The 12346-nt window shown below is 63.9% G+C and carries 15 protein-coding genes; 3 read left to right on the top strand and 12 right to left on the bottom strand.

The genetic code is table 11. The annotated features are described in order from the left end of the window. Positions 1 to 118: 118 nt before the first annotated feature. The 5 genes from M1D32_RS17010 to M1D32_RS16990 form a co-directional block, all read right to left on the bottom strand. Positions 119 to 685 carry a recombinase family protein gene (locus M1D32_RS17010; protein WP_458779789.1) on the bottom strand — a complete coding sequence of 189 codons (567 nt, stop codon included), beginning with the start codon at positions 683 to 685 and terminating at the stop codon, positions 119 to 121. 309 nt (positions 686 to 994) lie between these two features. Then, positions 995 to 1177, bottom strand: a complete 183-nt coding sequence (locus M1D32_RS17005; protein ID WP_458779788.1) for a hypothetical protein — start codon at positions 1175 to 1177, stop codon at positions 995 to 997. 22 nt (positions 1178 to 1199) lie between these two features. Further along, positions 1200 to 3683: an Ig-like domain-containing protein gene (locus M1D32_RS17000; protein ID WP_458779787.1), complete on the bottom strand. Its 2484-nt coding sequence runs from the start codon at positions 3681 to 3683 to the stop codon at positions 1200 to 1202. A gap of 24 nt (positions 3684 to 3707) precedes the next feature. Beyond that, positions 3708 to 4331 carry a hypothetical protein gene (locus M1D32_RS16995; RefSeq protein WP_458779786.1) on the bottom strand — a complete coding sequence of 208 codons (624 nt, stop codon included), beginning with the start codon at positions 4329 to 4331 and terminating at the stop codon, positions 3708 to 3710. A 442-nt stretch (positions 4332 to 4773) separates the two neighbouring features. Next, positions 4774 to 4962, bottom strand: coding sequence for a hypothetical protein (locus tag M1D32_RS16990; protein ID WP_458779785.1), 189 nt, complete (start codon positions 4960 to 4962; stop codon positions 4774 to 4776). Between the two features lie 574 nt (positions 4963 to 5536). Here M1D32_RS16990 and M1D32_RS16985 point away from each other — a divergent pair. Continuing rightward, the gene (locus M1D32_RS16985) at positions 5537 to 6202 is read left to right on the top strand and encodes an ANTAR domain-containing protein (RefSeq protein WP_458779784.1); all 666 of its coding nucleotides are present in this window, start codon (positions 5537 to 5539) and stop codon (positions 6200 to 6202) included. 740 nt (positions 6203 to 6942) lie between these two features. Beyond that, complete coding sequence (locus M1D32_RS16980) at positions 6943 to 7140, top strand: hypothetical protein (protein ID WP_458779783.1); 198 nt, start codon at positions 6943 to 6945, stop codon at positions 7138 to 7140. A 188-nt stretch (positions 7141 to 7328) separates the two neighbouring features. Here the strand turns inward: M1D32_RS16980 and M1D32_RS16975 are convergent, their stop codons facing one another. Continuing rightward, a complete protein-coding gene (locus M1D32_RS16975) occupies positions 7329 to 7844 on the bottom strand; it encodes a hypothetical protein (protein ID WP_458779782.1) in 516 nt (171 codons plus the stop codon). 135 nt (positions 7845 to 7979) lie between these two features. On the opposite strand from M1D32_RS16975, the gene M1D32_RS16970 reads away from it, so the two are divergent. After that, positions 7980 to 8216: a sigma factor-like helix-turn-helix DNA-binding protein gene (locus M1D32_RS16970; protein ID WP_458782221.1), complete on the top strand. Its 237-nt coding sequence runs from the start codon at positions 7980 to 7982 to the stop codon at positions 8214 to 8216. Positions 8217 to 8247: 31 nt separating this feature from the next. Here M1D32_RS16970 and M1D32_RS16965 read toward each other — a convergent pair whose 3' ends face one another. The 6 genes from M1D32_RS16965 to M1D32_RS16940 all read right to left on the bottom strand — a co-directional run bounded on the left by M1D32_RS16965 (position 8248) and on the right by M1D32_RS16940 (position 11963). After that, positions 8248 to 8685: a cupredoxin domain-containing protein gene (locus M1D32_RS16965; protein WP_458779781.1), complete on the bottom strand. Its 438-nt coding sequence runs from the start codon at positions 8683 to 8685 to the stop codon at positions 8248 to 8250. Positions 8686 to 8730: 45 nt separating this feature from the next. Next, complete coding sequence (locus M1D32_RS16960) at positions 8731 to 9372, bottom strand: hypothetical protein (protein ID WP_458779780.1); 642 nt, start codon at positions 9370 to 9372, stop codon at positions 8731 to 8733. Positions 9373 to 9421: 49 nt separating this feature from the next. Then, positions 9422 to 10123: a class F sortase gene (locus M1D32_RS16955; protein WP_458779779.1), complete on the bottom strand. Its 702-nt coding sequence runs from the start codon at positions 10121 to 10123 to the stop codon at positions 9422 to 9424. A gap of 20 nt (positions 10124 to 10143) precedes the next feature. Beyond that, a complete protein-coding gene (locus M1D32_RS16950; protein WP_458779778.1) occupies positions 10144 to 10908 on the bottom strand; it encodes a hypothetical protein in 765 nt (254 codons plus the stop codon). A gap of 174 nt (positions 10909 to 11082) precedes the next feature. Next, on the bottom strand, positions 11083 to 11517 hold the full coding sequence (locus M1D32_RS16945; RefSeq protein ID WP_458779777.1) for a hypothetical protein: 435 nt from the start codon (positions 11515 to 11517) through the stop codon (positions 11083 to 11085). 38 nt (positions 11518 to 11555) lie between these two features. Next, complete coding sequence (locus M1D32_RS16940) at positions 11556 to 11963, bottom strand: cupredoxin domain-containing protein (RefSeq protein WP_458779776.1); 408 nt, start codon at positions 11961 to 11963, stop codon at positions 11556 to 11558. Positions 11964 to 12346 lie beyond the last annotated feature (383 nt).

Genomic DNA, 12346 nt, shown 5'->3' with positions numbered 1-12346 from the left:
CAAAACAGCGCCTTTTGGAGGCACTCCCCCGCCTAATTTCGAAGGCCGATAACCGTGATTCTGTAAAGCTAACCGCTGTGCGGTCCAGGGCACATCGACGGCCAGGCAGGGGAGTGGATCACTCCAACTTTGCATTGCGGAGGTACTGGTAGACGGTCTCCCTGCTGATCCCGTAGTCACGGGCAAGAAGTGCTTTCGGAACACCGGTGCCGGCGCGTTGGACGAGTTCGGCTGCCCGGTCCGGTGTCAAGGTCTTCTTCCGTCCTTTGTAGGCGCCGCGCTGCTTCGCCAAGGCGATGCCTTCCCGTTGGCGTTCCCTGATAAGTGAGCGTTCGAATTCGGCGAAGGCACCCATAACGGACAGCATGAGGTTGGCCATGGGGGAGTCCTCGCCGGTGAAGACCAGGCTCTCCTTGATGAACTCCACCCGCACACCTTTGCGGGTGAGGCCCTGGACAAGGGCCCGCAGGTCATCGAGGTTCCGGGCGAGCCGGTCCATGCTGTGAACCATTACAGTGTCGCCATCCCGGGCGAACCGCAGCAACTCCATAAGCTCCGGTCTGGAAGTGTCCCGGCCGGAGGCCTTGTCCGTGAAGACTCGGTCCAGAACCTGGTTTTCGAGCTGGCGTTTCTCATTCTGGTCAAGACTGCTTACTCGGACGTACCCGATTCGTTGTCCTGCCACCGCCACCTCCAACCGTCGTTCTGTCAGGTTGAGTCCTAGGCTCCTCTCAAAAGAAGGCCAGGACAAGGTGTCCCGCTCGTCTGGTTGGGGTGTGCTGCAACAGGACGCTGTCATGGAACTGTGGCACGTAGTGCTCGTCGTCTCCCAACTAGTGACGACTGCCGACCACGGCAGCGAGTTGGGAGACATAGTTACAGAATTCGACGAATCCCAGGATTTACCCGCGCGCATGGAGTGCTCAGGCAGTCGGTGGGACGCTTTGTATCCCAAGGGTTAGGAGATTCTGTTCCCACAGCGGTACAGGTGGGGCTAGAAGGGGACCTGGACGTGGATGTCGTTGAGTGAGTGTCCTGTCAAGCGTGCCGCTTCTGCTTGGACAGCGCCTGCTATGCCTTCGACGTTCCGGGCTGTGGTGCGGAGAGCGGGCAGCTCTTCGGCGCCGAGGAGGAGTTCTCCATCGGCGGCACTGATGATGTAGGCGGTGAGCTGCAAGGAAAAGCACCTCCGTCCCGGGTTAGAAGTCTCTGTCCAGTGTGCCGGTTTCGGTGACCGGGGCGGTGGAGGATGGGCTGCCGCCTGGGGTGGTGACGGTGGAGGTAGGGGTCCAGATCATGGCTGCTGCGGTGCCGGAGGTGCGCAGGCTGCTGCTGCCGCTGGCCGGGTTCCCCAGGGTGACGGTGACAACGGTGCGCGGCACCCCGGCGACCGTCGCCGTGGTGGCGGTCATGGTTGCGTTGAAGGTGATGGTCCGGCGGCTCCTGGCGAGGTTTGCCTTGGTGTTCACCGCACCGAGGTTCACGGTGCTGCCGGGGCGTTGGATGTCGATGGTGTCGCCGCTGTTGCCCAGGCCCAGGAGGTTGCCGTCGCGAAGACGAACGGTGACCGGCAGGGCACCACCGGCCCAGCCTGGGGTGATGGTTGCAGGGTTTACAGTCTGGCTGTAAGTGAAGTCCAGGGTGTCCCCCGTGCCGAGCCGCCCGGCCGTGCCTGAGCCGTTGGTTCCCTGGATGTCGGTTCCCCGCAGCGGGCTGTTGTCCACGCGCCGGGACGGCACGGTGGCGGAGATGGTTTCCTTGCCTGTGTTGTCGGTGAGGACCGCGCGGAGGTCATAGACACCGTCGGTGACAGTACGGGTGTCCCAGGTGCAGGTGTAGGGGCCGGTGTTGATGGTACAGCGGGTAACCCAGGTGTTGGTGCCCGCCGGCGCGGTTTGGATCCTGACGCTGTTGACCCCGGCGCTGGAGTTCGCCGCGGCGTTCAGGGTTACGGTGCCGGTGAGGTAGGCGCCCGGGTCTTCGACGGAGACGGAGGAGATGGTGTTGTCCACGGTCCGGTTACTGACCACGGAGGAAATGGTGCTGCCGCCTGCCTCATCCGTTGCGATGGCACGGAAGCTGTAGGTGCCGTTGGGCAGGGTGGTGGTGTCGAACCGGCAGGAGTACGGGGCGGTGTCCACCGTGCACAGGGTGACCCAGGTCGTGGTCCCGGGCCGGGTGTACTGCAGCTGGACCTGGGCGATGCCGGAGTGCGCATCGGTCGCCACCGCGGTGAAAGTCCGCGTGCCGCTCAATGGGGTGCCCGGATCACTCATGGTTACGCTGGGTGCCTGGTTGTCGACCAGGACGTCGGTGATGGTTTCGGAGTAGGTGGCGGTGCCGCCGGAGACTGCGACGGAGCGCAGGTCATAGGCCTCGTTGGCGAAGGCAGTGGTGTTCCAGGTGCAGTTGTACGGGGGGAGCATGTTGGTGCACAGGGTGTTCCACCTGTTGCTGCCGGCCACCGAGTATTCCACCCGGACGGCATAATTGCCGCCGGCGGGGCTGGTCAGGGTGGTGGAAAGGGTGACGGTGCCGCGCTGGAACTCGCCCGGGTCGGCGAGCTCGACCCCGAAGGTGTTGGCGACCCTGGTCTCCACGGCAGCGGAGGTGCTGGTGAGTCCGGTGTTGTCGGTGGCGGTTGCCCGGAGGGTGTAGCCGCCGTCGGGGACCGTGGTCGTGTTCCACAGGCACGAGTACGGCGGGGCGGCCGCCGTGCAGAGGGCAGTCCACGCGCCGCCGGTGCTGGAGTATTCAATGGTGACGCTGCGGATGCCTGTTTCGGCATCGGTGGCTTCGGCGGTCAAGGTGACACTGCCGCGAACAGTTGACCCCGGGGAGGTCAGGGACACTGTTGGCGGTGTCCAGTCGGCGGCCGCGCTGAAGGTGTTGGCCGCGTTGGCGGTGCTGGCCGTGAACGCCGCAGAGGAGAACACCGACGCGCCGGCGAGGACCATGACGCTCAGAGCGGCGAGGATTCCGGCCGCGGCGCCGGCCCGCAGCGCCAGCGGCGGGGCACCCTCGGCGGGAGGGTCAGTGCCGTCATCCGGTGGGCCCTCCGGTCCGCCGTCTGTCCGGTCTGTTCCGTCCGGTTCCTGGCCCGGGCCGGGCTTGTTGGCCGGGTAGCCGCCGAACAGGGCAGCTACCACGGCGAGCAAGGTCAGCACGGACCACAGTGCCAGCGCCGGGAGCTTGCCGGTGCCCAGCCACAGGCCGGGCAGACCGATCGAGGGGATCAACAGGCGGGCCTGCCCGGTGATCTGCCCCCGGACCAGCGGGGTGCTGTCGACCTCGGCGTTGGCGTCCCCGGCGGTGACATAGGTCCCGTCCTGGTTCGCGGTGACGATCCTGTGCAACCGGGTTTTTTCGGCTCCGCCGGGCTCGGCGGAGGCAGGGCTGGTGAACTCAACCACCCCGCCCACCGGGACCGGGGCGGTGTCTTCCAGCGCGGAGGCGAGGACGACATCCCCGGCGCTGATATGGGGTTCCATCGATCCGCTTTGCACCACGGTGCCGTGCCAGCCCGCCACGGCCGGCAGCACCGCGATCAGGGCAAGACTCAGCATCACGCCCAGATACAGCCGGGACACCAGGCAGGCAAGAAAGAGTGCCCAGCCGTCCGCGGAAAACAATGCAGCCACTCCGGAGAAGACCGGGTGAGCCCCGGTCTTCTCCGGAGTCACAGGAAGGTCAGTGCCCTTTCCCGGCTACGGGGTAGGGGAGTCGTCGGACTGCAGCTCCCACACCAGGTCGATCCCGACCCGGGCGCCCTGGAGGGCGTTGATGGCGTCCTGGCTCATGCCGGTGGTGTCAAAACGCCACGTGCCGCGGTAGCTCTGCGTCTCGCCGGGGGTCCCGGTGGTCTGCCACGGGGCGCCGCCGGTGGCGAAGTCCCGGTTCACGGAGGCCAGGGTGGACAGCGGAAGCTCCGGGACCTGGTTGGCGGTGGGGGTAAAGCCGGTGCAGTCATTGAAGGAGCCGCCGGTGCCCTGCTCGAGGTCAAAGAAGATCCGGTCTTCCATGCCGCGGGCGGTGATCAGGTTCTGCGTGTAGGCGCGGACCTCGCCCGGGACGTTGGACTGGGACGCGACCACGATGCACTTCTGCCCCGTCTGGCCGGGAACGATGTTTTCCACCGTGAACGCAGCAGCACCCTGGTCATCGTCGGTCAGCACAACGTTCCCGGTGCTCCAGGAATTCCCCGCGTTACGGGTGCTGGCGGTGAAAGCGGCCTGTGAACCCTGCCAAACCATGCCGCCTGCGACCAGGACGGCGAGGGGACCGGCGGCGAACATGGCAAGTTTGCGCGTGCGCGCAGAAGGAGTATTCATGACTGAGACCTTGTCTGATAGACCGAATAAAAGTGTTTGAGTTACTTGCCCGGCCTGCCAGACGGACCCTCCCAGGTATCCGTCAGCCCCAAGCACTGACAAACCTAGATTACGGGAGCGACACGCTACTTGACAGCACTGTCATGCAATTCACCTTGTCGCAACAAGACAACCTGCGGCGATAGGCAAGGCTAACGCCTGTAGCGGCGCCGGCCCTGCACGCGCTTGCGCCGCAGGGCGAAAAGCCCAAGTGTCCCTACTAAAGGCCCAAGTCCCGGCCGGGGCGGGGTGGCATGTGTTGGTACAGGTCGGCGTATCAGTCATTGATCCATAGTCCGGGCAGGTCGATGTCACACGGGCACCCGGTGCGGAGCGCTTTAAGGCAGGGCCCATCGCCCAGGCGTTGCTCAATGCCGTCAAGGAGGATGGCCTGGTCACTACTTCAGGCTATTGTCGCGGGGCGTTTGGGCCGGTGCAGCGTCACGGCGCACTCGATGGCGGCTCCCGCCGTCCTGCTCAGGCCAACGGCCGCCAGCCCGGTCATGCCATTCAGGAGACTTTTGACGTCTTCCATGTCGGCCACCAGTTCATGCAGCCGCTCGAAATCATCCGACTCGTCCGGGGTGTTCATAGGGACCAACCTATGGAAGCTGACCCCACACCACAATGCACGTCACCTCGACGGGTCCTCTCCTTCGAGTGAATCCTCATGCATGGGACAGTGACGCTCATGGAAGTCGATCAGGGATACTGCCGTCAGGTAGAAGGGGGCCGACGGCGACTGGGGGATGAACCCGGTCTCAGGTGGGTTCATTTCGCCGCCGGCCCCGGCTGCTGCCGCCCAACTATGGTGCGGAGAATTGTCGCTTGCCTGCCACAAAAATTAGCCGGCTCCTGATTCCGTTGTCACCGGGAGGTACTACCTAATCGAAGGCCCCATCAGCAAGTCTCAAAACGATGGACTCCAGGAGCACATCGAATTGGTTGTGGTGGCTGCAGGGGAGCGACGGCCACAGGCGGTAGTAGTAGTGGGCGTAGACTTAGGGACCGTCGACAAGGACGGACCGCCGTCTTCTATGATGCCCACCAAGGTCATTGTTCAGGGCATTATCAGGAACGAGGCCGCGTTGGCCCACGAACCCAGTCTGCAACCCCGGAATAATGTCGCCGAGCACCTTCAAGACCTCGTTCTGGATTGCGCTGACGTGGAAGAGCTTCTAAGTGACCTGGCGGTATTCTCAGCCTCCAGCCTCTCCCACAACAATGACCTGCTGTGCGGCATCACCTTGATGCGACGCAAGAAGCCAACGACAGTGGCCACCAGCGACCCTGAAGTCCTTGCCTTGGACGAACTGCAGTACGGCTACGGCGACGGTCCTTGCTTGGCTGCTGTCCGTGACATGACCATCATGCACGTCCCGGACCTGAGTGATGAGCCCCGCTGGCGCCGCTACTGCACAGCCGCCTGGGCCGAAGGAATCGGTTCAATCCTTTCCGTTCCGCTTCCGCTTGAAGGCGAAGCGAACGCAGGACTGAATCTCTACTCAACGCGCACCCACGCGTTCAGTGGAGAGGACATCGAAAAGGCCGAAGCCTACGCCGGACAGGCATCTAAAGCCCTGCGCCTGGCCGTGCGCGTCGCACAGCTAACCGATGACCGTTCCCACCTCAAGTCGGCGATGGAATCACGCACTACCATCGATATCGCCGTCGGGGCGATCATGGCGCAGAACCACTGCAGCCAGGAATCGGCCCTCAGGATCCTCAAAATAGCCTCCAGTACGCGTAACACCAAACTCCGTGAAGTGGCTGCAACCATCGTTTCCTCCGTCGCACGGGACCCAAAAGTGCTGACTCACTTCGATAGCTGATCCTGATGCAGTGGAAGAGGACCTCCCGGCCCAGGGAAGAGCCGAGAGCCCATGTTAGCCGCCGCATCTGACATCAGTACGTTCGGCCACACGACGGGTCACTGCCGGCGCCTCAGTCGCTACCGGCTGCGGTACGTGCGGGCACGACCGGGACCAGTAAAACATGTTGGTCCCTGTCCCGCTCCACACGCCGATATTCCCTCAACCTGCCTCGGCCGGGAAACCCGTGCTCGTTAATTATCGACCGGAGCTGGTGGCGACTCTGATCCGTCCATGGCTGGGGTCAATTCAGGGTATCCATGGCTGGAAATTTGGAACCGTTGGGGTAGCTTCCCGGCAGCAGCAGCGGTGGATAACCTATGAGAATTGTCCCCGGCTGCGGTCGGGCGGACCGAACTTCTCGTTCAACCGTGGACTAATTCCGGTTCGTCCGGGGCCAAGCAAGGCGCCGGGTGTCAGCTTTGAGTGTGCTGCAACAGGACGCAGTCAGGGACTGTGACACGTAGTGCTCATCGTCTCGCATCTAATGATGACTGCCCTGACGTCCACTAAAACCGAGGGCTAACGTCGCTCCAAATGCTCATGTCCTGTGGTCTGGAGGTGGGCACGCTTTCTTGGTGCAGCTGGTGACCTCGGCGGGTGAACCTGACACCATGGAGAGTAGCTCCAGCAGCGGCGGCATCCGGGTAAGAACGAGAGTGAACGCCGAGCCACGGGCCCGGCGGTAACAAGGGTTCCTGATGAAAGATCCACGACGGACAGCACTGAACCTAATTGAACAGGACAACTGGCACCTCCACGAACTGTGGTTGAGGTACTGGGCTAACGGCGGGCAGGCAGAACAGTTCGAGTTCGACGCCTACCTGCACAGGGCGTGCGAGCTGAGCCCCTTCGACCTGAAAATCCTTGCCTGGGTCCTTGAAGAAATCACCAACTAAGGCAGGGCCATTCCCCGGCCCATTACTGGCCGATTTTCAAGCAGTTAGACCATGTCAGGTGCGCTGCAGGGCGTCACCGATGCATCAACAGGAGTTGTAAGCTGCAGCTTTCCAGAACGACCCTGTCGTTGTCCTGGTCGCTTGCCCGCTGTGTGGGTATCACCTCCTTTTCGCGCCAGGCCCAGGTCCTAGCGTCCGCTCAAGCACCTGCCGGTGAGCAGTCGCAGGCTTGCGGGAGAAGCTCCCAACTCTATGGTCCCTTTATCGGTACTGATCGTTAGGACCTGGCCCCGTGGAAGGACGGACCATTTAGCCTTGGTTGACTGGGTGATCAGGCGCAGCTCTGAGTAGCTTTCGATAGGTCCCAGGCCACTCGGGCCGGTCATAGCTTGGAAGAGGAGGCGGTACGGTTCTGCCTTCGCATATCCTCGTGCCCATTGCGGCTGCAGCAGCGGCTTGAGCGGTGTTCCGTTTTCCCGGATGGCGCATTGGAAAAGGCCCTGGTCGGCGTCCCGGGCTACGCGTCGTCTTCGTACGGAGATGATCGGCAGCGAGATCAGCGCCGTCAGAGCAATTGTGGCTGGAATGAGAATGGCCAGCGCCGGCCCCTGTCCCATGATGGCGCTCAAGGGAGGGAACGCGAACAGCAGGACTAACGCCGCTGACAGGACATGCAGGCTACCTAACTCGTAGATCTTTTCCACCCACCCTGGGGGCGCCGGATCCAGGTTCACTTCCCTCATCGGCAATCCCTGACCTTCCTGCCCATGTGCGTAGGCTACGCCCCCTTAGCCGTTCGGTGCGCTCATGGAACCGCAGGTTAGCCTCCTTTTGTTCTCCTGGGACTTACCGGGAGCAGCGCCCTGGGGTCAGCTTCCGAAGCGCCTGTACCCCTCGCCAGCCTGTCTACGCTAACTCGTGCCCAGTCCGAAGCGACCGCCCTGGCCTACTTAGATGGGCAGACATACACGGAAGTGGCCGGCACCCTGAACCTGAGTCTTCCGGCGGTCAAGTCCCGCATTCGGGACGGCTTCCGCAACCTGCGCCAGTCCCTGGGCCCGGCAGGCACCGACTAAAACACACTATGGAGGTTACGCCCGCAGGGTGTTATTTCACGGTGAGGGTGCCTTTCATGTTGCCGTGGAAGTTGCAGTGGTAGGGGTAGGTGCCCGGTTCGGTGGGGGCGGTGAAGGTGCCGGTCCCGACTTGGATGTTGGCGTCGAACGCGTTGCCGGTGTCAGCGGTGATGGTATGTGCTTCAACGTCTTCGTTGGTCACGGTGATTTCCGCTCCGGGACTCACGGTTTCTGCGCCCTGGTATTTGAAGCCCTTGATCAGAATCTCCGCCGCGGCCGCCGCGGGCGAGGAGCCCGTGCCGGACGTTGAAGGAGCAGGTTCAGTGGTGGCGGCAGGAGCTGACGGGAACTGCTCAGTCGACGTAGGGGCTGTCGTGCCGGACCCGGACATGCCCCCGCAGCCGGACAGGGCCAGTACAGCTGCTGCTGCGAGTGCAAGCGCACTGCCGGTTCTGGTGCTTGCCTTCATGATGAAACCTTTCGGTGGGCGGGCTGGAACGATGAATCCTGCATGTCAGGGGTGCTCGATCCAGCAGGCGAGGATGGTGGTGGAGAGTTGGTAGGCCAGGGCGTTGCGGGTGATGTTGTCCGGTCCCAAAGTGGCGGGCAGGTCTGTGGCGTCCACCTGGAGCACGAAACTGTCCTTCTGGAACACTGCCGACCCACCGGCGGTTTCGTAGGCGGGGAAGCCGAGGTTCGCGAGGCCTTCGATGGGTGTGGCGTTCTTCGCGAGGGCCTGCATTGCATCGAAGTAGGTCAGCGCAGAGGTTTGGTCTTTGGCTTCCTTGACGGAGATGACCAGATCGCCTTCGTTCAGGTGGTAGGTGCAGGTGAAGGTGCTGTCGGCCCAGTCGTTGATGGTGTGCGGGTCCTGCTTCAGGTCCAGGATCGACGTGAGGCGGTCCATCGGCTGGTCCCCGCACACCATCAGGGCAGCCTCGCTCGGTCCATCCGCTGTGGTGGCTCCCGGTGATGATGACCCGCCATGGTGTCCGCCGCCGTGACTGTCAGTTCGCCCGGCCCCTGTCGAAGCAGCTGAGGGTGCCGGTGTTGGGAGGGCCGATGGTACGGTGACGGATCCGGCCGCTGTGGCGCAGCCCGAGAGCAGCAGGGCCGAGAGTGCCAGGGAAGCCAGCAGAGGCTTGTGCTGTTTCATCGCTCTTTCCATCCTGACCGCCCCCCACTAGTCCGGGAAGCGATCGTTGTCAGGCTTTGAGTGTGGCGTAGATGACGTAGTTGTCATCGAATTCCCCGGTTGCGGCGTCATAGCCGTCGCAGGTGATCAGCCGCAGCTCGGACCCTGGAGTGTTCCCGTAGACCTCAAGGGTGGGGAACTTGTCTTTGGGGTAGAGCGCGCCGCGGTCAACGGTGAACACGGCAGTGCTGCCATCGGCCCGGGAGACAGTGATTTCGGCGCCGGGGGTGAGTTTGCGCAGGTCCGCAAAAACGCCGCCGCGCCCGTTGGGTGAGTTGACGTGGCCCAGCAGCACCGAAGGGCCGCGTTCCCCCGGTGTGGGGGAGCCGTCGTACCAGCTGGCAGGGGCGCCGTTGCCGTCATCCTGGGGAACTTTCAGGGAGCCGTTGTCCTCCAGTCCCAGGTGGATCAGGTCGGTCCGGACCGAGATCGAGGGAATGGTCAGGGTGACAGGGTCCGAAGCGGCCATGACCGGCGGAAGCTGTTGTGCGGGCGGGGCCACAGCGGGGGCGGCGGGTGCCGGGGCGGCGACGGGCGGGGGAGCGCTGGGGGTGCCGGGCGCAGCAGGGGCTGAGACTGAGGCCGAAGGCGCCGTTCCGGCGTCCGGGGTGGTGGCGGGCCCGGCGCAGCCGGCCAGGGTAAGCAGGAGCAGAACCCCGGCCGCCGTGGAGGCCCCTAGGCCCCCACGGTGGCCGGGATTCTTGGGTGTCACTGTATCGATCCGCTCAGTGCTTAGGCTGCTGCGTTGCGGCGGCGGACGACGTAGGCTCCGCCGGCGAGGGCGATCAGGGCCAGGCCGCTCCCGATGGCGAGGGCTCCGGTGTCGGTGCCGGTTTCGGTGGCGATGCCGGTTGCTGCGCCGCCTGCAGGCATCTTCATTTGCCCGGCCGTCAAGGTTCCGCAAAGGGCGGGGGAGGTGGCTGCCAGCGGAAGGGTGGGCGCCAGGTCGGACTTGGCTGCCTGCCCGGCTGCGCTGAGGGTTGCGGGATCAAGGCCGTGAACCACCACAACCGCGGTGCCTGCTTCCAGGGCCGCCTTGGTCTCGGCGTTCAGTTCGAACGTGCGGTCAACGGTGTACGCGGCGCCCTGGCCGCCGACCTTCAGGTCAAGGCCTGCTGCGGGGCTGGTGTCACCGCTGGTGGAGAGGGTGGTGACGATGCCGCCGTAGGACGGTGCGCCCTCGGTGGTGGAGATGACCTGGTCGCCGTCCTTATCGGCGGACGGGTCCGGGCAGACGCCCTGGGCGCCGCCGTGGATGTGCTGGACGTGCGGGTACGGGGCGTCCATGAAGGTCGCGGGCATGCCCGAAACGTTCAGGACTACGTGGGCCTGGTTGCCCGTGACATCAACGGTGATGGTGCCTGAGCCGGCGCTGCCGTTGAGCTGCTTCAGGGTGGACTGGTAGGACCCGTCGGCAGCCATCGCGGGGGAACCAGAGAGGGCAAGAGCGCCCAAAGCAAGGGTGGGAACAGCCATAAAGCGGAGTGTCTTATTCATTGAAAAAATCTCCTCATACACGCGCGTGTGATGTTGGCGCCCCCGGGAGGGGACAACAGTACTTCGCACCAGCTCCGGGAAAGGATGGGTGCAGGTGTGGCCGGGTTCACATATTTCTGCAGGCCACCGTCGTGCGGACGGCTGGAGACGCTCACCGGGCGGTCAGGAAAAGTGTCAGACGGCGGCCGAGGTGCCGCGGCGCCGGCCCCGGGCAGCCCGCCCTGATCCAGCCCCGCTCTTGTACAGCAGGGCGTACCCGGCCACCGCCAGAGCCCCGGCGGCCGCTTCGGCGACAGCCGTTATAGTCTTCGCGGTGTACCAGACTGGTTCATACATTGACGGCAGCGGCCCGATAGCCGGGACCTGGACATACCGGTAAAGGATGACCGCGGTCAGGGACGACAACGCCACTACGGCGGCCGCAGTGAAAGCCATGCGGGAACCTTTGAGCAGCACGAATACTGCTGCCAGGGCGGCGGCGCCGGCCTGGACCAGAAACAGGGTGCCCTGGCCGATGCCACCCGGGGCGGCCTGCTGATAGCCCGGCGCGAGCTGGACATGGACCACCGCGCTGACCACCAGGGCCACCGCAACACCGACACGCAACACCCAAAGAGAGCGTCTCGGAGGTTTCAGTTCCGGACGGTTCATTTCACCACCAGCGTCCCGCTCATCTGCGGATGGAAGCTGCAAATAATCTCGTACTCACCCGGGGCATCCGGAGCCGCGAAAATCACCGTTCCACCGCCCGGGACCTCAAAATCGAACCCGCCCTCGTCCTTGACAGTGAGCGTATGCGGGGCGCTGTCAGCGTTCGTAACCGTCACCATCGACCCCGGATTCACCGACGCAGGAACCTCATACTTGAAATCCTTGATCGTGATGACCCCATCAGCTGCCTGTGCCGGCCCGTCAGCAGAGGGTGCAGCGGAACTGGCTGCAGGCGGGGCGGACGAGCCCCCGCCCTGGGCCCCGCACCCGGTGATAGCCACCAACGATACGACGGCGGCTACGGTCAGGTTGCGGTTGATCAGGTTGCGGTTGATCCTTTTCATGACAAACCCCTTTTAAAGGGATGTGTCCTCCACACACCGGACGGCGCGCCCATCAGGAAACTACCCCACACCCCTTATTCGTCACCACCGCCCTTACGGACTGCCCGGCCTCCTGGCGCTTACGGAGAGCCCAGTCTGGATGGCCTGCCTGCGGGCACCTTTGGTGCATCGTGTGGTATGGGCGTTCATCGGTTCCCGCAAGCGCCACCGGCACCAGCATCCCGGGGGCCCCGGGTGGCTACATGCAGTCCCAAAAGGCGTTACCTACTTACACTCCATAAAGCAGGTAACGCCCCACTGCAGACCCTAACGTCAGAGGACCGTCCTGGGAACAGCCGCAAAGAACGTCCTTACGCACCGGCACCTCTGCGGCACTTTTCTAC

Source organism: Arthrobacter sp. D3-16 (assembly GCF_054408515.1).
Note: the sequence above shows the minus strand (reverse complement) of the source record. Positions and strands in the feature narration are given on the sequence as shown.